This window comes from Verrucomicrobiota bacterium, from assembly GCA_019247695.1.
Classification (GTDB): domain Bacteria; phylum Verrucomicrobiota; class Verrucomicrobiia; order Chthoniobacterales; family JAFAMB01; genus JAFBAP01.
Genome location: JAFBAP010000157.1, coordinates 1 through 19,345 on the forward strand (window position 1 = coordinate 1; position 19,345 = coordinate 19,345).

Below are 19,345 nucleotides of genomic sequence, written 5' to 3' on the forward strand. Positions count from 1 at the left end.
GGCCGGCGCCGCTGGTCGTTCAGGCCGGCGCTGCATGACGAGCTGATGCGTGAGTTGCCGGGCGTCGACCTGGTGATTGTGTGAGGGCCGGGTGCCGGTCACACGGCGGCCGCAGCGGGGGTGGCGGGCGCAACGTAAGAGTTCACACGGCGACCACGGCGGGCCACGGCGACCACGGCGGGAAGAGGAAAGAGTTCGGAGTTCGGCGTTCGGAGTTCGGCGTTCGGCGTTCGGCGTTCGGCGTTCGGCGTTCGGAGCGGCAGCATGGGGGTGGGTGCGAGTGTCAACCTTGGAGTTGCCGCCAAGTCCTCAATCTGTGTCAATCTGTGTAATCTGTGGATGGATCCTCTTTTCTGCGTTCTTCTGCGTGTTCTGCGGATGATTCTGTCTTCCCGCGGTGTGAGCGTGCCCTTCGGGGGAGATCGGACTTGGTTCTACGACCCTTCCGAACTCCGAACTCCTTTCCCCCTCTTCCCGCCGGGGTCGCCGTGTTACGCCGTGGCGCCGTGTGATTCCACTTCCGCCAGTAAACGGCGGACGTGTTCCAGGGCGCGCGTACCGGTTTCGGAGGTGATTCGCGCGGAGACGGCGTCCAGGTAACGGTGGGCGTTACGCAACGTCTTCGGCATTTTGGAAGTTCCGCGCCGGTGGGACACGTTATCGTAAATGTCGGCCAGCTTGACGAGGCAGACCGGTTCGGGTGCGGACGCCAGCCTGGCAACGTAATCGGCTTCCCGTTCCTCTTCGGGCAGGTCCTGCGCTTTGGTCAGATTGGCGACCCAGGCTGCGGCTTCTTCACCGAAGTCCGCCGCGAGTTCTTCTTTTGTGACGGGGGTGTCTTCGAGCACGTCGTGAAGGGCGGCCGCGGTAAGGGTGAGCGGGTCCTGAAGGTTGAACAGGTGCCGCACGACCCAGGTCACACCAATGACGTGCGCGTGGTAGGGCGTCACCCCATCTGCCAGGGTTTGATGCCGGTGCACGCGGGCCGCGAAAGAGAGGGCCCGCCAGGTCTTATGAAAATCGGAATCCAATTCCCCCGCCATGGTTACGTTCCCGTTTCAGATCATTCAGCATTCAGGATGGCGGCGGAAGCAGTATACCCGTGGAGGAAGGTCTGGGACCCGACGGGGCCGATCTCACCGTTGCAGAAAAACCCGGCGAGCGGCAAATCCCCGATGGTTTCGGCGATGACCGAGGGATCATGGTTCAACACGCCGAAAAGGTTGCGGCCGCGCCCTACGCACGAGAAAAGCAGTATGGCCAAAGGGGCTCGGCAGCGCTGCCGGGCCCGTCGACCCGCCTCGACGAGGTCTGAATGGGCGGAGCGCATGTCGCGCAGTTGGAACTGCACCGTCTGACCGACCCGGGGAAACGCGCCGACCGCCAAAGCACCCAATTGGGGATCCGCGCCCAGAATGTTACGGATCAAAAAGTCGCCTAGTTTGAATTCGTCGATGTATTCCGAGACGGCCAAACCAAGGAACAGGTTGTTGCGGACCGAGGTGCGCTCCAGCGCGGGGATGCTGAGAAAAGCGTTCTCCAAGGCCTGATAGGCGGGAATATTCCCGATCTCAAGGATAAGATTATCCTCGGCCTTGGTGATCGGCAGCGGTTCGCCGATCGGGCGGCAACCCTGGCTGACGAGGGACTCAACGGTCACGCCCGCGGTAAAGCCCACGGCGACCAATACCGCATCGACCACGTCTCCGTCTTTCACCAGAAAATATTCGTTATCCGGCGCTCCCGCGATGCCTCCCACGGTAGGTGTACCCGGGTAAGCTTGATTCCAGGTCGCGAGCCAGCCTTCCAGCCCGTCAAACGCAGGGTTAGTTACAACGACCCAGGCGTGGGCTTTGTCCGGAGAAATTCCGGTAAACCGATGCCAAAAAGACGCATCATCAACGGCGTCGAGGTCGTCTTCGGTGATGGCGAAAGTTTCGAAGCTGCCGGCCGGCAATGACAGCAGCAGGAGGCTAAAGCCGGCTTGCTCAAGCTCGATCCGACGACCCAGGACGCCGGAGCCGGAACACCCGATCAATTGCGAAACGTGCCCGTGGAGCCGGATCAATTCGAGGCTGTCCTCAAGGTTCTCAGCCCATTCACGCGTCGCAAAGAAAAATCCCAGCGAGGCGTTAGTCCCCATTTGCTCCCGCAACGCCGTCGTCGCCTCAATGAGAGCCGACTCGGAGTAGGAGCCTGTATGTACGTGGGACACTGCTTTGGGGGTCATTCTTGCAATTTACTGGACGGCTTGCGGAATCAAAGTCCGTTGGTTAAAGGCCGAGCATTTTCGTCCTCAGGTTTTGACGGCGGCCCGGCCCGTGGCCTTTCACTTCGTATAGATTCGATTTAGAGGAACCATATGCGCGTAGTTATTACCGGCGGCCCGAGCAGTGAGCCGATTGACGAAGTCCGGATCCTGACGAACACGTCGTCGGGCGAACTGGCGGTCACCCTGTATGACCGGTTCATTGACGCCGGGCACGACGTTGAGCTCCTTCTCGGAGAAGGAGCGCGCCACGGGCGGGGTGGCGCCCGGCATTTCGATCGCAACGAGGCCCTTGCGCGCATGCTGGCCGCAATCGCCAGAGCCGATGAGGTCGACCTGGTGTTGCACGCGGCGGCACTGGCCGATTTTTCCGTTACTCCGGTCGACGCGGCGGGCGCGCCCCTGACCGCGGCGAAGATTTCCAGCCGGTCTGAAGGCGTGCGTCTCCTGCTGGTTCCGAAACCCAAGATCATTACCGACCTGCGCAAGTTTTTTCGTAACGCCTACCTGGTCGGGTGGAAGCTGGAGCATGAGGGCGACCGGGCGGCATTGATCGAAACGGCGCGACAGCAGGTGCGTGCCAATCACCTAAACGCGTGCGTCGTCAACGGGCGTGCCTACGGTCCGGGGCTCGGTTTCTGCACCGAAGCCGGCCTTATCCACGGGGCGCCGGGTAAGGCGGCGTTTGCCGATTACGTGGTGTCGTTCGCCGAGGGCGGGTTTCAAAGGTAATGTTCGTGTCACGGGCCGTATGCGTTGCTTTTACCTTTCGGACTATTATTACCCGCTGCCTCCGGCCCATCCTTTCCCGATGGAGAAGTTTCCCCAGGCCTATGATCTCCTGATCACTGAAATGCCCGGCCTTGAGATTTGCCGGGCGCCGCTGGCCTCCGTTGAAGATCTGCGACGCGTGCACGTCGAGGAATACCTGGTTAAGCTTTCGCATGCCGGTTTGAGTCCGAGCGAGGCGTTCCGGCTGGGGTTTGAGTGGACGCCTGAACTCTTTGTGCGGTGCCGTTACGAAACCGGCGGAACGGTGGCGACCCTGGCGGCAGCGCTGGATGACGGTTTGGCGGCCAACCTCGCCGGCGGTACCCACCACGCTTTTCCCGGGCGCGGCCTCGGGTTCTGTCTCTTGAACGACGTCGCGGTGGCTATTCGCCGGCTGCACACGGAAAAACCCGGGCTCCGCGTCCTGGTGGCCGATACCGATGCGCACCAGGGGAACGGCACCCACGCGATCTTCCGGGACGACCCGCGCGTTTTCACCTATTCGATTCACGTTGAGAAAAACTATCCTACGATCAAGGAGCCAGGCGATCTGGATGTGGGGCTGCCCCGCTGGGTCGATGGCGCCGGTTATCTCACGCAGTTGCAGGCGACACTGCCGCGCGTCGTTGAAGATTTTGAACCTGATCTGGCAGTCTGGATCAGCGGGGCAGACCCCCACGAGAACGACCGGTTCGGCCAGATGCGGCTTACGAGCACCGATCTGGAAACGCGGGACCGGTTTGTGGCGTCGCTCTGCCGGGAGTTCGAGGTCCCTCTGGCCGTCCTTTACGGCGGCGGCTACAACCGCGTCCCGGGTATGACCGCACGTTTGCACGCCAACTCCGTTAAAACGACGTTCGACGTCTATCACGGCTGAACGACGAACCCTCCAAGCACCAGGCCGCCCTTGAGCATCTCGTCGAGCACGGGGAGGAACCCATGGATGTTTTCTTCGCCACGGCGTCGCCGGGGATTTCCATGGCGAACCGCCTTCCTTAATCGGCGGAAGTGAAGGGGAGTGGTTACCTCCCTTTTGCCGGGCTTACTCTCTGTCGGAACGACGGAGGGGTACACCTTTTGGCGCTGCGCGGCCAGAGCAGGGTAGTTCCGTCACGCCGTTGAGGGTGCAGCTTTGACCGGTCAGAAAACCTTCTGGGCCAATCCCCACCCGAGCGCCACCCCCCCCAAACAGAGGCCGGTCGACGCAAAAATGTTTACCAGCGCGCTGACCCAGCGTCCGCTCAAGACCAGACTCCAGGTCTGAAGGCCGAAAGCGGAAAACGTCGTTAACCCGCCGCAAAAGCCAACCGCGACAAAAACCTTTACCAGTGGAGCCCAGAAGGCGGCATCGTGGGTCACGAGCCACCCCGCGGCAAACCCGATGACCCACGAGCCGACCACGTTTACGGTCAGGGTGCCGTAAGGAAACGTTGCGCCGAACCGCTGCGCGACCATCCCGGACAGCCAAAAGCGGCACATGCTTCCGGCCGCTCCACCGACGAATGCCAAAATCAACGCCAGCAGAGTCATTGGTCGATTAACTTTTTAGGAGGTTGTGGAACTTGAACAAGGCGCGGGGAACGGGCCTTGCAGCAACCTTCCCAAGCCAAATGCCGAGCAAACACAGGGCATGCGAAAGGCCGATATTAAGCCAGAGGTCGACGAAGCGGGCGTGCTGCAGGGCGTCGAAGGAAAGCAGACTGAACGAGCTGAAGGTGGTGTAACCGCCGCAGAAGCCGACCATCAAGAACAACCTGCTCATCGGCCCAAGGTATATGTCCCCGGACGGGTCCGAAACAAAGTTGAGGAACGAGATGAGGAAGCAGCCGGAAACGTTGATCGCCAAAACGGCGAGTGGAGGCCAAAGCCGCATCGTGGCCACCCACTCCGAGATCCCGAAACGCATCAAGGTTCCGATTCCCCCGCCGAGGGCCACCAACCAATACCTGCGCATAAACTCGGTCATGTGTCATTACCCGTCGTTGACGGGAAGGAGTCATCAGCCCGGACAGGGCGGTTTGCCGGAATGCCGGCCGGGCTAAATACGCGCGAATCGGGATCAGATCAATCCATTGCACGTACGTTTTAGGCGGACGCGCGCCAGGGCAACGCTTAAAAACCACGCCAACCTGGTGCCTCGGACCGGGGTTTTCGGCGACCTGAACGTCGACCAGGTCATCGCCGCGATCACCGGGTCGCGCAAAGGGGCCGGCTCGCCTTTTAGGATGGTGCGCGATGCAGGGTTTGAACCTGCGGCCCCTTGCGTGTGAAGCAAGTGCTCTACCACTGAGCTAATCGCGCATTTTACGGGAGAACCGGAGGTTAGGGGCTGGAGGCCGGAATTGCAACCGGAATGTGCGGCCACAGCGAGGAGGGCGGGCACCACGTAAGAGTTCACACGGTCACACGGCGGCCACAGCGAGGAGGGCGGGCACCACGTAAGAGTTCACACGGCGAACACGGCGAGCCACGGCGACCACAGCGGGAAGACTAAATCATCCGCAGAACACGCAGAAGAACGCAGAAAAGAGGAATCATCCACAGATTACACAAATTGACACAGATTAAGAGGACCCGGCGGCAGCTCTAAGGTTGACACTCGCACCCACCCCTCATGCTGCCCCTCCGAACTCCGAACTCCTCTTCCTCTTCCGCCGTGGTCGCCGTGGCTCGCCGTGTTCGCCGTGTGAACTCTTACGTGGTGCCCGCCAAACCCGCTGTGGCCGCCGTGTGACCGTGTGAACTCTTACGTGGTGCCCGCCCTCCTCGCTGTGGCCGCCGTGTGCCGGACATTGCTTGTTTGTCTCGGTTTAGGTTAGGCTGTTGGCTCGATGGTGCCGATTTTCTCCGTTAGCCAGATCACGCGCCGGGTGCGCGACCTCTTGGAAAGCAACTTCGGTCTGATTTGGGTGGAAGGAGAAATCTCGAACTACCGCAAACAATCCTCCGGGCACCATTATTTCACGCTGAAGGACGATCGAGCCCAGCTGAGTTGCGTGATGTTTGCGCGGGCCTGCGCGGCGGGCAACCCGGTTTCGCTGGGAGACGGCTTGCACGTTCAGGCGTACGGCGAACTCACGGTCTACGAAACGCGCGGCCAATATCAGTTGGTGGTCACGCTCGTCCAGACGAAGGGCCTGGGCGTCCTGCAGGCAAAATTTGAGGCCTTGAAGCAGAAGCTCCAGCTGGAAGGTCTTTTCGACGCCGGCCGGAAGCGTCCATTGCCGAAATTTCCGACCCGGGTGGCGGTGGTGACTTCACCGACCGGGGCCGCCATCCAGGACATGTTGAACATTCTGCAGCGGCGCAGCCCCTGGTTGCGCGTACTGGTTTACCCGGTCCGTGTCCAGGGCGCGGGTGCGGCAGTCGAGATTGCCGAGGCCATCAAATGCCTGAGCGAACGCGCGTCGCAACTGGCGATCCAGGTCGTGATCGTGGGTCGGGGCGGCGGCAGTTTTGAGGACCTTTGGGAATTTAATGAGGAGGTCCTCGTTCGGGCGATTCACGCCTGCTCGGTGCCGGTGATTTCGGCGGTGGGCCACGAGATCGACTTCACCATTGCGGATTTTGTAGCTGACGTCCGCGCACCGACCCCAAGCGCGGCCGCCGAACTCGTCGCTCCTGAGATTAACGCCCTCACCAGCCATTTACAGCGTTTGCGGGCCGGCCTGGATCGTGCGGCCCGGCAAGCCCTGGAGGTACGCCGGCTCCATTTGCGCCAGCATACCGTGTCGGTGTTTCTGCGGGAACCGCTTCGCATATTCCAGGAGCGCCAGCAGCGGCTGGATCAGCTCGAAGGCCGGTTGCAGACCTTTCCCCAGGCAACCCTGGAAAAGATGCGTGCCCGGGTGCATCAACTTGATGCGTTGGTACAGGCCTTGCGCCCGGCCCAACAGATCCAACTGGCGCGCCGTGACCATCAACACCTTCAGAATCGGCTGGTTACCGCGATGGCCGCGCGGCTCGATGACCATCACGAGCGCCTGCTCGCGGCGGTCCGTCACTTGCGCCTGCTGGGCCCGCAACAGACCCTCGAACGCGGCTACTCAATCACCCGGGATGACCAGGGACGCGTGATCCACAGCACTGCCCAAGTGCGGCCCGGAGCAACGATCCGCACCCAGGTCAGCGACGGCGAAATCATCTCCGCCGTTCCGGAAGCCCGTCTTCCCTAGCGGAGTTCAAGGCCGGCGGAACCCGCATCATGGGGTTCTGGCCAGGATCGTGACATCTTCCGCCGCCGTCTTTTCCGGTTCGGGGGCCGGGGGCGGCTCCGGCTGGCGGTACTCGTGCTTCTTGAAGCCTACGGTAGCCAGCGGCGGCAAGGTAATCACGATGGAATGGCTCTTTCCTTGCCACGCAATCGGTTCAGCGTGCATGCCGCCGTAGTTCCCGACATTGCTGCCGCCGTAGGTTTCCGCGTCCGTATTCAGGATTTCCTCGTACCAGCCCTCTCCGGGCACGCCGATCCGGTAATGGCGGCGCGGGACCGGGGTGGCGTTGACCGCAAAGATGAACGGTGCACCGTACCTGGCTTTCCGCATGAACGCCACAACGGAGTTCTCCCAGTCATGGAAATCGATCCACTCAAAGCCCTCGTACGTGTCGTCGAGTTCGAAAAACGCCGGCTCGGTTTTATAGAGGTGGTTGAGGTGCTGGATCAGCCGGACCAAACCCCGGTGCATCGGAGAATCCAGCAGGTGCCAGTCGAGGCTGCGATTATGGTTCCATTCCTGCCATTGGGCGAATTCCTGACCCATGAACAGGAGTTTCTTGCCGGGGTGCGCATACATCCAGGCATAGAACAGGCGCAGGTTGGCAAACTTCTGCCACCAGTCGCCGGGCATCTTGTTGATCATCGAACCCTTGCCGTGCACCACTTCATCATGGCTCAGCACCAGGATGAAGTGTTCATGGAACGCGTAGATGAGCGAGAAAGTGGCGTCGCCGTGGTGATACTTCCGGTGAACCGGTTCCCGGCTCATGTAGAGGAGGAAGTCGTGCATCCATCCCATGTTCCATTTGAAGCCAAAGCCGAGGCCTCCTAGGTAAGTCGGGCGCGAGACACCAGGCCACGCGGTGGATTCCTCCGCGATGGTCATGATGCCGGGATAACGCTCGTAGCAGACTTCATTGAAGCGCTTCATGAAGTGGATGGCTTCCAGGTTCTCCCGGCCGCCGAAGACGTTCGGTACCCATTGGCCTGGTTTCCGTGAGTAATCCAGGTAAAGCATCGAGGCCACCGCGTCGACGCGCAAACCGTCGATGTGGTACTCGTCGAGCCAATACAAGGCGTTTCCGATCAGGAAATTGCGGACTTCATTGCGCCCGTAGTTGAAGATGAGCGTGCCCCAGTCCATGTGTTCGCCCTGACGCGGGTCGGCGTGCTCGTAGAGGCGGGTACCATCGAACTGGGCCAGGCCGTGGATGTCCTTCGGGAAGTGGCCGGGAACCCAGTCAAGGATGACGCCGATATCCGCCTGGTGGCAGCGATCGACGAAATTACGGAAGTCGTCCGGGTTTCCAAAGCGGCTGGTGGGGGCGTAATACCCGGTAACCTGGTAACCCCAGGAGCCATCAAACGGGTGTTCCGCCACCGGCAGGAGTTCGATGTGCGTGTAGCCCAGGTCCTTGACGTAGGGTATGAGGCGATCGGCGAGTTCGTGGTAGCTGAGGTACCGGTTGTTTTCCTCCGGCACGCGTGCCCAGGAACTAAGGTGGACTTCGTAGACGCTGACCGGTTCCCGCTGCCATTGCTTGCGGTCGCGCGCTTCCATCCATGCCTGGTCGCTCCAGGTGTAACGGCCCAGGTCGAAGACAAGGGAGGCGGTCTGAAGCCCGTGCTGGCCGTAGAATGCGAACGGATCACTCTTCAGAACGTTGTGACCAAAGCAGTTACGCACCTCAAATTTGTAGTGGGCCTGCTCGCGGATGTCGGGAATAAAGATTTCCCAAATGCCGGCTTCGGGCCGCCGCCGCATCGGGTAGACGCGGCCATCCCACCCATTGAAATCGCCCACGACGCTCACCCGCTGGGCATTCGGCGCCCAGACGGCGAAGGTGGCTCCGGCGTGGCCGTTGATCGTGGTGAGGTGAGACCCTAATTTTTCATAAACATTGTAGTGGTTTCCCTCCTTGAAAAGGTGCATGTCCAGTTCACCCAGGATCGGCCCGAACGAATACGGGTCGGCGAGCTGCACGGCATCCCCGTTCCAGTTCGTCACCTCCAGCAGGTAATCGAATCGCGGCACGTCCTCGCCGATAGCCGCTTCAAAGAATCCTTCCTCGGCGACCCGGTTTGCGTCGAAGCGCCGCGATGTATCATTCCGATCAATCACGGTGAGGGTTTTGGCTTCGGGGCGAAATGCTCGTACAACGAGCTGATTTCCGGCTTGGTGAAGCCCGAGGATAGCGAATGGATCGTCGTGCTCGGCACGCAGGATTCGGTGGATATCGTGGGGGGCAATCGTCGGGGTCATGCTAATCTCCTCAACAAAGGTTCCATTTGCTCAAGGTAGAATTTTTGGGCCGAGTGTCCACGAATCAAGCACTTCCGGCTCAGGTACGTCGGGTCGTTCTCCAATGCGTGCATAATGGTCTCGGCGATCTTTCGGGGTGAACTGCGCAGATCAAACGTCACTGAATTGAACGGAACATGGGTGCGCAACGGTTCTATGGCCGAACAAAATATCGGTAAGCGAAACGCGGCCGCTTCAAGGGGCGGCAGCCCGAAACCCTCCTGGCGGGTCGGGTAAATGACGCCGTCAGCCATGAGGTACAAACTTCTGAGCTGGTTTGCGTCGACGAAAAAATGCTCGTTGACCCAGACCACGCCGGCGGCGACGTCCAGATCGTGCGCTCGCCGCTTGAGTTCGTCCAGGTAAGTCCGGTCACCCGGTCCGTGCGGATTGGCGGCGCCCGAGATAATAAGCGTGGCCGGGTACTCGAGGTCGCGGCAGGCTGCCAGCACGTCGATGGCAAGCTCGAGATTTTTCCGGCGCAAAATGCGGGTTGGGTAGAACAGCAGGGCCGCCTTGGGTTGCAGCGGGGCGAGCAGCGCGTAGGCCTCGTCGGTGATGCCAAGGGTCGACGCCAGATCGATCCCGTTAGGGATGACGGCTTCGACCCGCGTTCCCGTCATGGCCAGGAACTCCAGCGCGCGCGTTTCGGAAATCGCGACGTAATGGACGGGGGATTGGAAGCTGCGCAGGACGTCAAAGGCGGGGCTGCGGGGCACCTGGTAATCGGGGTTGACCGCGGCGAGGTCATGCGTCCAGGCGACCACGGGCAGTCCGGACCTGGCCAACCGGATCAGGGCATGGGTGGCGGCCAGATTGAATGGCATCGTAAGGAGGTTGTGCGCGATGGCGACGTCGACTCCGACGAGGTGCTGGCGCAAGGCCGTTTCAACCGCCTGCACCCGGTCCTGGACGAATTCCTCGGCGGTTTGGCCGGCCGCCGTTGCCCTGCCCGGTGGAGGCTCAAGCCGGGACGAGGGTGCGCTGCTTAGGTCCGGAACGATCCGTACCGGCACATGCCTTGCGAAGGGTTGTCCCTGGCCGCACAGGACCATGACCCGATGCCCGCCGGCCGCCAGCAAACGCGCTTGCTGGCTCAGCACGGTTTCGACCCCGCCGATCACCGGCGGGCAGGTGTAATGGAGGAGGGCAATGTTCATTCGTCGGCCCACGCGCCATTCTCCTTTAGCATGGACGGCGCGACGGCAAAAGGCGCCGTGGGCAAGCCGTTTCCCCCCCACGAACCTTGCCGGGCGGTTGCAGGTTTCGGCTTGCAACCTGGCGGAATGGTTCTACCCTTCGGATTCCACCGCGCCAGGGTAGCTCAGTGGTAGAGCAGGGGACTCATAAGCCCTTGGTCGGGAGTTCAAATCTCCCCCCTGGCACTTTACCAGCCAGATCGAGGCCGGCACGCGAACGTTGCTTGATCCGCAGCCCGATTCTCGTAGGATGAGAGATCTTGTATGGATTTGCTGCACCAACCCATGTTTTGGGCTTTCATCGGGGGATTTTTCCTCGGGTTGATAGGCGTTGTTTTCCTCGCCTTGCGTTTTGCCGACGCAAAAAAAGAAGTTCGGCGCTTGAAGCGGCACTTGTCCGACAAGCTCGAACTGGAATCCGAGGCGACGAACCGCCTCCGGATCGACTTGCAGGAGCTCAAACAGCAGAATGAGAATCTGCGGATAAAAATTGCCAATCTCAACCAGGTGTCGGACCGCCGGCTCCAGCGTGAATTGGAGATCTTTGCCCGCGCGGAGCGCTGGATGGTGTCGAGTTCACCCGGGTTTCCCGCTATCTGGGAGGAAGCCAAACGCAGCGCGATCAATGACCTGGAACAGGAAGAGCAGGGTCGCAGCCTCCCGCAGCGCGTGTTTAATGCGTTGCTTAATCGCTCAAGCGGCTCAAGCGGCTCCAATACTCCGGCCGTCCCGAGCCGTCCCCAGGCTGATAACCTTCGCGACGCGCACGGAACGTGAATTGGCTGGCCGGGGTTGACAGCCGGTGAGAACCGGTTAGCTTCCCCTCCCTTTGAGTTAAGCTTATGGCCAACACCAAATCCGCAGCGAAACGTGCTCGTCAAACCGAGCGCCGTACCCTGCAGAACAGAATCGTCATGACCGGCGTCCGTACCCAGCAGAGAAAGCTGGCGACAGCTCTTTCGGCCGGTGACCACGCCCAGGCGCAAGCGGCTCTGCAGATGTTGGCCTCCAAGCTCGACAAAGCGGCGAAACGGGGTGTGGTTCACCGCAACCTGGCGAGCCGCCGTAAGAGCCGCGCAAACAAGGCGGTTCTGAAACTGGTTGGCAAGGCCAAGGCGGCTGCGGCGACGGCAGCGGAAGCAGGCCAGGGTTCCGAAGCGGACCAGACACCGGCCTGATCGTCCAGGTACCCGCCTGGATGTGACCCAGGCGCCCGCCTGGATGGGATTAGATCAGGTTGCCCATAAGTTCCGGGCGGACGGCCAGCCGGCTGAAAGCTTGCCGGAGGGGGAGGGGCAGGTCCAGGAAGAGCACGACCATTTCGTACCAGGCTGGTTCGTCCAGACGCGGATCACAGCTGACGACGACTCCGGTTACTTCCTCGCAAAGACGCGGTTCACTTGCGCCGCGGCTTTCTATACAGAGCCGGACGGCGAGTTGCGTGCCGAGCGTGAATCGCCAGGGTGACCTGAACCGGAGCCCGGTTTCACTCAGAGCGAGCTGGCCGAAATGGCCCAGGAAAGAGTCGGCACCATAATCCAGATAAATTTCATAATCGGCCTTTGCGGCCGTGGAAGCAGAACAATTCATCCGCCGACCCAACCTCGTTCAAAGCTATTCCGGATTGCGCGACAGTCAAGATGGCTCCTCCATTTCAGCCTCAACCTCTTCCATAATTCGGCGGGCCAGCCGTCCGAGCAGGCAGGTGGTGAGGATGGTCAACACAAATCCCGCCCCCCACGCCAGGTAGTCATGAACGATAGGATGCCTGTTGCCGCGTGCCATCTCGATTCCAAACTGGCCCAGGGTGCCGATGAACGAGTAAAAGAAAAGCCCCGGCGTTTGTCCGACGGCGATCCAGAGCAGGCACTTTTTCAGGTCCACCCGGGTCAGGCCGTAGAGGTAATTTAGCAGACTCGACGGCGCCAGAGGATTTAATTGCGAAAGAACCACGATCTTCCAGCCGTGCCGGCTGATGGCGTGATCGAGCAGGTGCAATCGCCGGTTACTGCGCAACAGCTTTTCGATCCGCTGGCGGCCGAGGCTTCGGGCGATGATAAATGCGGCCGCCGCGCCGAGCAGATTGCCCCCCAACACGAGAATGAATCCCCACCAGAGTCCGAAGAAGAAACCGCCACCGATGCTGAGCACGCCGCCCGGCAGCAGCAGCAGATTGCAAATGGCGTACGCGAACGGGTAGACGAGCCCGCTCCAGAGGCCAAGGTGTTCAACGGTACTCCGGGCGTTCGCCAGCCATTCGAGCAGGGGGTAGCGCATCGAGAGGAAAAAGACCACCGCAAAGGCCAGCAGCAATCCGCCCAACTGGATGACCCAGGCCCAGGAGAACTTAGGATAGACCTCGGACGAACTGGGCGAGTTCAGCGGTGGTGTCATACGCTAGAAATGGAGTGATCAGGTAAACGCCCGGAAAGTATTCAAGCGCAGTCCGGGCGATCTCTTTGGCGATTTCTACCCCGAGTTTGCGCCCCTCCGGCCCCTGGACGCCCGCCATGCGCGCACGCACCCCGTCCGGGACGACGATGCCCGGCACCTCATGGTGTAAAAACTCCGCCTGCCGATGGTTAAGTAGGGGCCAGATTCCCGTCAGGATCGGTACCCCGAAACCTTTCGTGTGTTCATACATCGATTTCACGAGCGTGCAGTCGAAAACAGGCTGCGTCATAACGTAGCTGGCCCCTGCTTCCAACTTTCGCTCCAGGCGCTTGAGCTGAGCGTCAAGGTTCTTGGCGTTTGGATTAAAAGTGCAGCCGACGACGAAGTGGGTGGGGTACTTGATGGTTTTCCCGGCGAAATTGTACCCCTGGTTGAGGCCGCGGATGATCTGCATCAACTGGATGGAGTTGACATCATAAACCGACGTTGCGCCGGGTTGGTCACCGAACTTGGCCGGATCGCCCGTTAATGGGAGGACGTGCCGGATGCCGAGCGCGGCGATGCCCATCAGCTCGCTTTGCAGCCCGATAAGGTTCCGATCCCGGCAACTCAGGTGCAGCAGGGGCATGATGTTGTACTTCTGTTTGAGCACGGCGGCGATCGCCAGGTTGCTTACCCGCAGGATGGCGAGCGAATTGTCGGCCAGGGTGATCACGTCAACGCCGGCGTCGACCAGCATCTGGGCACCCTCGTAGTACCTTTCGAGATCCAACGTTTTCGGGGGATCGAGCTCGCAGACGACGACCCGATCGCCGCGCGCCATCAGGTCCAGGATGCTGGTTTCCGCGGGGCGCTTTTTGCGGGCGTCCTCCGGCGTTCGCAGGCTGGAAATCACCGGTTTGGAACGGACCGGCTTCAGATCCGCGATTGCGCGCGCCATCTCGCGGATGTGGGCGGGCCCGACGCCGCAACATCCGCCAACCAGGCGCGCACCGTGTGCCACAAACTCGCGGGCGGCGTTGCCGAAGTATTCGGGCGCAGGGTTATACAGAAACCGGCCATCCTGGTAACGGGGATAACCTGCATTCGGAAAGGCGCTGATGATAAAGTCGCCCGGGATGCGCTGCAGGATGCGGGTCATCGCGTGGGGACCGGTCACGCAGTTGACCCCGACGACGTTCGCGCCGGCACGGGTCAGATCCCGGAACGCCTGCACGATGGGCAGGCTCGAGGGCAGGCGCCCTTCTTCAGACCCGACGAGGGAGCAAATGGCGGGAATGGCAGGATCCAGCTTGCGCAGTTGTTGCAGGGCCAACCGGATTTCCTCGAAGTCAATGAACGTCTCGAAAAAGATGACGTCGATGCCGGCCTCCAGCAGGGCCGTAAGTTGTTCTGTAAATGCCTGGGCCGGGTCAATGTGCCCCGCGCTCGCCTCTTCGAGGGTGATGCCCAGCGGGCCGACGCTGGCCGCCACGTACACAGAATGGCCCGCAGCCACTTGGCGCGCCAATCGGACCGACGCCTGATTGAAGGCCCTCACCTGCTGTTCCAGGCCGTGGCGGTGAAGGCGGACGGCATTGGCGCCGAACGTGTTTGTTTCAATCAGGCGTGCACCTGCCGCCACATAGGCAGCGTGAACGTCGGATATAAGCTGGGTCTGGGTAACCGAAAGCTCTTCGAAACACGCGTCGATCGAGACACCCGCAGCCATGAGTTCCGTGCCCATGGCTCCGTCGCCGCAAATTACCGAGTCTCCCAATTCCGTCACTAGATCCATCGCCGAACGAGTGTACCCGACACATCGGGGGTAGCGTGCAAGTATCGGTACCGAACGCCATTTGTCATCACTTCTTTTTGCGTCCCGGGATCTGCGGAGCCGCCATTGCCGCCGTCACCTTCTCCGCCGGGGGTCGAGCGCGTCCCGCAAACCGTCTCCGAGAAAATTGAGCGCCAGGAGGGTTACGGCCATGGCAAGGGCTGGAAAAATGAGCAGCCACCAGTAGCCCTTGATGGGGTTGATGGCCTGTGCGCCGTCGCTCAGGAGCAGGCCCCAACTGGCCAAGGGCGCTTGCACGCCCACGCCGAGGAAACTCAGGAATGACTCGTCGAGGATCACGGCGGGGATGGTCAGGGTAAGGTAAACGATGGCGATTCCCAGCAGGTTCGGCAGTAGGTGGCTGAAAATGATGCCGGCGTGAGTCTGGCCGACGGCGCGCGCAGCCGTCACGAACGGATGGGCTTTCAGGCTGAGAACCTGGCCGCGCACGATTCGCGCCATCGTCAGCCACTCGGTGAGGCCGAGGCAGAGCACCAGGATCATGATCTTCGAATAGCCGATCCACGTGCGCAGGCCTCCGGCATCGAGGAACCGCCGCAAAATGGGATCCAGGGTGCTGATCAGAACGAGAAGAAAGATCAGGCGCGGGATGGCGTAGAGCACGTCGACGATGCGCATCAAGGTTGAGTCGAGCGTTCCGCCCACGTAGCCGGCCACCAATCCGTAAGTGATGCCCACCCCGAAGCTTATGGCTGCGCCCGCCGCACCCACCAGAAGGGAGATTTGCGCCCCGAGCAGGACGCGATAAAACAGGTCCCGGCCGTTGAGGTCGGTGCCGAACCAATGGCCGGGGCCGGGCGGCAGGAAGCTGTCGCGGGACACGTCTCCCAACGGGGCAGGCAGCAGCGCCGGGCCGAGGACGGCCAGCAGGGTCACCGCGGCGATCACTGCGGCCGGGCCCCAGAGGGCAGCCCGCCGCCACCGGTCTGACCGGCTTGACTCGTCACTCATATAACACGATCCGGGGATCAAGCACCCCGTAAAGCAGGTCGACGGCCAGGTTAAAAACCACGAGGAGGGTGCAGTAAACAATCACCACCCCTGCCAGCAGAAATCCATCCCGGTTCAGCACCGAGTTGACGAAAAAGCCGCCGGCGCCGGGGATGCTGAAAATGCTTTCGACCACGATGGAACCGGTCAGGAGATTCGCCGCGAGCGGGCCGAGATAAGACACGACCGGCAGAATCCCGACCCGCAGCGCGTGCCGGCAAACCACGCTGAAGTTGCTGAGGCCCTTGGCGCGGGCGGTCCGCACGAAGTCCTGCCCGAGCACTTCAAGCATGCTCGCGCGCGTCAGGCGGGCGATGTAAGCCGCGTAAGGCGCTGCCAGGGTGATCGAGGGGAGGATCAGGCTCCGTGCATCTCCCCAGCCGCCGACCGGCAGCAATGGGATCGTGAACGAGAGAAGCAGGATAAGCAGCGGGCCGATGACGAACGACGGCAGGCAGATGGCCACCAGGGCCAGCAGCATCACGGTGCGGTCGATCCAGGGTTGCCGCGCGGACGCGGCCAGGCTGCCGAAGGCAACCCCGGCGGTCACGGCGAGGGCAAAAGCGATCCCGCCTAAAGTGGCGGACACAGGCAGGGCGTCGGCCAGGATTTCGTTGACCGAACGGTTCCGGTACTTGGTCGACAAGCGCAAATCCCCGCGGGCCAGGTCGCCGAGGTAATTGGCGTATTGCGCCAGAATCGGGCCGTCGAGCCGGTACTTGGCGCGCAACTGGGCCTCAACCTGCTCCGGCAGCTTGCGCTCGCGGTCGAACGGCCCACCCGGCATCAGGTGAATCAGGAAAAAAGTTACGGTGACGACGCAAAAGAGGACCCCGAAAAGGCTCAGCGCACGCCTTAACACGAAGCGGACCATGGCAGCCGGCGCACGCGTCAGAACCGCACGAGCGTGTGCGCGGGGACGTTGCCCAGACGTTCACGCCCGTTCAGAAACAAGAGTTCGATAAAAAAGAGCGCTGCCTGCACCGTCCCGCCCATCTGTTGGACCAGATGAATCGCCGCCCCGGACGTGCCGCCCGTGGCCAGCAGATCGTCAACCAGCACCACGCGTTCGCCTGAAGAAATGGCGTCGACGTGCATCTCCATCTCCGCCGACCCGTACTCGAGCTGGTAGGCGAATGAAATGCTCCGGTAGGGCAGTTTGCCCTTCTTACGCACCGGGATAAATCCGCACTTCAGCTTGTAGGCGACGGCTGCCCCGAAAAGGAAGCCGCGCGCGTCGATCCCGACAATTTTGTCCGGCCGGTTTTTGGCCGCCTCATCCGCCAGGATGTCGATTACGGTGTTAAAGAGTTTTGGATCTGACAAAATCGGTGTTATGTCTTTGAAAGTGACTCCAGGTTTCGGAAAATCTGGGACGTCGCGAATGGCCGCCTGGAGCTGTTCAACGGTTATCCCGCTCATAGTTGGCCGACCGTAGCAGTTCTTTGCGTCCATGCACCCTGTTTTTGTAAGCGTTGTGAATGCCGAGCCGGACCGCATCTGGATAGTGCTCGCGGCGATCTGCTTTCTTTTCGGGTCGGTCTACTCTGCGTACGCCCTGGCGATGGCAAAAGCGTTGCCGCGTTGGGTGAACCTGTGCACTTTGGGAGTGGGTTTCATTCTGCAGACCGGTTTTCTCTACGTGCGCGGACATGCGATCGGGCGCTGTCCGATCACCAACCCTTTTGAGGTAATCGTGTTCATGAGCTGGTCGATCTCGTTGATCTACCTGGTGGTGGGATCCAGCTACCGGCTCTCTCTGCTGGGCGGGTTCACCGCGCCCGTCGTCGCCGTCATGTGCCTGGGTGCCCTGCTCCTGCCGGCTTCGCGCCCTGCGTTGCCGCAGGCGGTCAACCCGTGGCTTGAGGCGCATGCGTCGTTTTCGATGATCGCGTGCGGCGCTTTTGCCTTAGCCTGCGTGGCGGGGGCGATGTACCTGTTCCAGGAGCGCCAGCTCAAAACCCGCCAGCCGACCAGCATCTTTTTCCGGCTGCCGCCGATCAATGCATTGACGGTGGCAAACACCCGCCTGCTCTGGCTTGGATTCGGATTCCTGTCCCTCGGGCTGGCGGCAGGCTTCTGCGTCGGCCGGGCGACCGACGCCTGGAAGGTGGGCTGGTCAATCGTGGTCTGGCTGCTTTACGGCGGTATTCTGCTGGCCCGCAGCCAGCGACGGGTGGCGGCGAAATGGGTTGCCCGCCTTTCGATCCTCGCATTCAGCTTGTTGTTAAGCACTTTTTGGGGAATCCGTTTTATCTCAGAAACACGATCGCTCTAGACGGGATGAACATCTTTTGCCTCGGGCTTAGCCATCAGACCGCCAACGTCAGCGTACGAGAACGCTTTGCCGTGCCCGACGCGCTCCTGGCAGAGGAGCTACAGCGGCTCAGAAAGGTGCCGGGCATCGATGAAGCGGTGATTTTGTCGACGTGCAACCGCACAGAGTTCTATCTCGCCGGTTACCCGGGCCAGCCCGCGCCCGAATCGATTCTCAGCGGCCTGCAGCGCGAACTGGTCAAGGGTGACCTGGAACATTTTTTCCAGTTGTCCGCCGCGGAAACCGCTCGACACCTGTTCCGCGTGACCTCCGGCCTGGAATCGATGGTCGTCGGTGAAACCGAAATTTTCGGCCAGGTCAAGAAGGCGTATCACACGGCGGCGCGACTGGGCGTCACCGGCAAATACCTGAACCGCCTTTTTCAAAAGTCGTTCCAGGTGGGCAAAGACGTTCGGGCCAACACGGGTATCACCAAAGGCTGCGTCTCGGTTGGTTCGGTCGCCGTCGACCTCGCCACGCAGATCTTCGGCAACCTCCGCGGCTGCAAGATCATGCTGCTCGGCGCCGGTGAGACCAGCGAACGCACGGCGCGCGCCTTTCAGTTGCGGGGTGCGCGACAGATTTTCGTGTCAAACCGCTCCTACGAGCGGGCGCAAAACCTGGCGAACCTGGTGGGGGGACGAGCGGTCCGCTTTGATCAATGGGAGGAAGAGTTCATCGATGTGGATATCCTGGTCAGCTCGACTTCGGCGCCGCACTTCCTGATGACGGTGTCGAAACTGGAGCCGATTATGCGCCGGCGCCGGCAACGGCCGGTGTTTATCATCGATCTGGCAATGCCGCGGGACGTCGAACCGGCCGTGCACCGGCTTGACGGCGTGTACCTGTACGACCTGGACTCGCTGGAGGTCATGGCGGCCAAGGGCCTGGAGGCGCGTAAACGGGAGGCTGATCTCGGCGAGCAACTGGTGTTAAACCATGCACGGGATTTTGCCGACTGGCTGGAGCGGGCGTCGACCGCCCTGCCGGCACTCGCTCCAGGGGTGATGTTTGAGTACCCGCGGCCGTGGTGATGTTGCGGCTTGGCAC

The 19,345-nt window shown here is 61.3% G+C and carries 19 protein-coding genes and 2 tRNA genes; 8 read left to right on the top strand and 13 right to left on the bottom strand.

What is annotated here, in order from left to right; translation table 11 throughout:
- Positions 1-491 precede the first annotated feature (491 nt).
- Positions 492-1,043 (bottom strand): bifunctional (p)ppGpp synthetase/guanosine-3',5'-bis(diphosphate) 3'-pyrophosphohydrolase, encoded by a 552-nt coding sequence (locus tag JO015_18440; protein MBW0001077.1) that lies wholly within the window; start codon positions 1,041-1,043, stop codon positions 492-494.
- A 20-nt stretch (positions 1,044-1,063) separates the two neighbouring features.
- The gene (locus tag JO015_18445; protein ID MBW0001078.1) at positions 1,064-2,230 is read right to left on the bottom strand and encodes an FIST C-terminal domain-containing protein; all 1,167 of its coding nucleotides are present in this window, start codon (positions 2,228-2,230) and stop codon (positions 1,064-1,066) included.
- Between the two features lie 132 nt (positions 2,231-2,362).
- Between JO015_18445 and JO015_18450 the strand changes: the two genes are divergently transcribed.
- Both JO015_18450 and JO015_18455 read left to right on the top strand, forming a co-directional pair.
- Entirely contained in the window at positions 2,363-3,001 is a 639-nt protein-coding gene (locus JO015_18450) for a hypothetical protein (GenBank protein ID MBW0001079.1), read from the top strand.
- Positions 3,002-3,020: 19 nt separating this feature from the next.
- Positions 3,021-3,917: a histone deacetylase gene (locus JO015_18455; protein MBW0001080.1), complete on the top strand. Its 897-nt coding sequence runs from the start codon at positions 3,021-3,023 to the stop codon at positions 3,915-3,917.
- Between the two features lie 263 nt (positions 3,918-4,180).
- Here JO015_18455 and crcB read toward each other — a convergent pair whose 3' ends face one another.
- From crcB to JO015_18470, 3 genes are all read right to left on the bottom strand, one after another.
- Positions 4,181-4,570 (bottom strand): fluoride efflux transporter CrcB, encoded by a 390-nt coding sequence (gene crcB / locus JO015_18460; protein ID MBW0001081.1) that lies wholly within the window; start codon positions 4,568-4,570, stop codon positions 4,181-4,183.
- A gap of 7 nt (positions 4,571-4,577) precedes the next feature.
- Positions 4,578-4,994, bottom strand: a complete 417-nt coding sequence (locus JO015_18465) for a CrcB family protein (protein ID MBW0001082.1) — start codon at positions 4,992-4,994, stop codon at positions 4,578-4,580.
- 272 nt (positions 4,995-5,266) lie between these two features.
- A tRNA-Val gene (locus tag JO015_18470) sits at positions 5,267-5,341 on the bottom strand.
- Positions 5,342-5,871: 530 nt separating this feature from the next.
- Between JO015_18470 and JO015_18475 the strand changes: the two genes are divergently transcribed.
- On the top strand, positions 5,872-7,215 hold the full coding sequence (locus tag JO015_18475; protein MBW0001083.1) for an exodeoxyribonuclease VII large subunit: 1,344 nt from the start codon (positions 5,872-5,874) through the stop codon (positions 7,213-7,215).
- A gap of 27 nt (positions 7,216-7,242) precedes the next feature.
- On the opposite strand, the gene glgB is transcribed toward JO015_18475, so the two are convergent.
- Complete coding sequence (glgB, locus tag JO015_18480) at positions 7,243-9,519, bottom strand: 1,4-alpha-glucan branching protein GlgB (GenBank protein ID MBW0001084.1); 2,277 nt, start codon at positions 9,517-9,519, stop codon at positions 7,243-7,245.
- Positions 9,516-10,718 (bottom strand): glycosyltransferase family 4 protein, encoded by a 1,203-nt coding sequence (locus JO015_18485; GenBank protein ID MBW0001085.1) that lies wholly within the window; start codon positions 10,716-10,718, stop codon positions 9,516-9,518. Before JO015_18485 ends, glgB begins: the two co-directional genes overlap by 4 nt.
- Positions 10,719-10,871: 153 nt before the next feature.
- Here JO015_18485 and JO015_18490 point away from each other — a divergent pair.
- From JO015_18490 to rpsT, 3 genes are all read left to right on the top strand, one after another.
- Positions 10,872-10,943, top strand: a tRNA-Met gene (locus JO015_18490).
- 78 nt (positions 10,944-11,021) lie between these two features.
- Positions 11,022-11,534 (top strand): hypothetical protein, encoded by a 513-nt coding sequence (locus tag JO015_18495; protein ID MBW0001086.1) that lies wholly within the window; start codon positions 11,022-11,024, stop codon positions 11,532-11,534.
- A 65-nt stretch (positions 11,535-11,599) separates the two neighbouring features.
- Complete coding sequence (gene rpsT / locus JO015_18500; GenBank protein MBW0001087.1) at positions 11,600-11,935, top strand: 30S ribosomal protein S20; 336 nt, start codon at positions 11,600-11,602, stop codon at positions 11,933-11,935.
- A gap of 49 nt (positions 11,936-11,984) precedes the next feature.
- On the opposite strand, the gene JO015_18505 is transcribed toward rpsT, so the two are convergent.
- From JO015_18505 to JO015_18530, 6 genes are all read right to left on the bottom strand, one after another.
- Positions 11,985-12,347, bottom strand: a complete 363-nt coding sequence (locus tag JO015_18505) for a PilZ domain-containing protein (protein MBW0001088.1) — start codon at positions 12,345-12,347, stop codon at positions 11,985-11,987.
- 45 nt (positions 12,348-12,392) lie between these two features.
- Complete coding sequence (locus JO015_18510) at positions 12,393-13,151, bottom strand: TVP38/TMEM64 family protein (protein MBW0001089.1); 759 nt, start codon at positions 13,149-13,151, stop codon at positions 12,393-12,395.
- On the bottom strand, positions 13,105-14,928 hold the full coding sequence (locus JO015_18515; GenBank protein ID MBW0001090.1) for a bifunctional homocysteine S-methyltransferase/methylenetetrahydrofolate reductase: 1,824 nt from the start codon (positions 14,926-14,928) through the stop codon (positions 13,105-13,107). The genes JO015_18510 and JO015_18515 overlap by 47 nt, the downstream gene beginning before the upstream one ends.
- 114 nt (positions 14,929-15,042) lie before the next feature.
- Positions 15,043-15,939 carry an ABC transporter permease gene (locus tag JO015_18520; protein MBW0001091.1) on the bottom strand — a complete coding sequence of 299 codons (897 nt, stop codon included), beginning with the start codon at positions 15,937-15,939 and terminating at the stop codon, positions 15,043-15,045.
- The gene (locus JO015_18525; protein ID MBW0001092.1) at positions 15,932-16,852 is read right to left on the bottom strand and encodes an ABC transporter permease subunit; all 921 of its coding nucleotides are present in this window, start codon (positions 16,850-16,852) and stop codon (positions 15,932-15,934) included. Before JO015_18525 ends, JO015_18520 begins: the two co-directional genes overlap by 8 nt.
- Positions 16,853-16,869: 17 nt before the next feature.
- Positions 16,870-17,400 carry an adenine phosphoribosyltransferase gene (locus JO015_18530; protein MBW0001093.1) on the bottom strand — a complete coding sequence of 177 codons (531 nt, stop codon included), beginning with the start codon at positions 17,398-17,400 and terminating at the stop codon, positions 16,870-16,872.
- Positions 17,401-17,431: 31 nt separating this feature from the next.
- Between JO015_18530 and ccsA the strand changes: the two genes are divergently transcribed.
- Positions 17,432-18,256, top strand: a complete 825-nt coding sequence (gene ccsA / locus JO015_18535) for a cytochrome c biogenesis protein CcsA (GenBank protein ID MBW0001094.1) — start codon at positions 17,432-17,434, stop codon at positions 18,254-18,256.
- A gap of 5 nt (positions 18,257-18,261) precedes the next feature.
- On the top strand, positions 18,262-19,329 hold the full coding sequence (locus tag JO015_18540) for a glutamyl-tRNA reductase (GenBank protein ID MBW0001095.1): 1,068 nt from the start codon (positions 18,262-18,264) through the stop codon (positions 19,327-19,329).
- Positions 19,330-19,345: the final 16 nt, after the last annotated feature.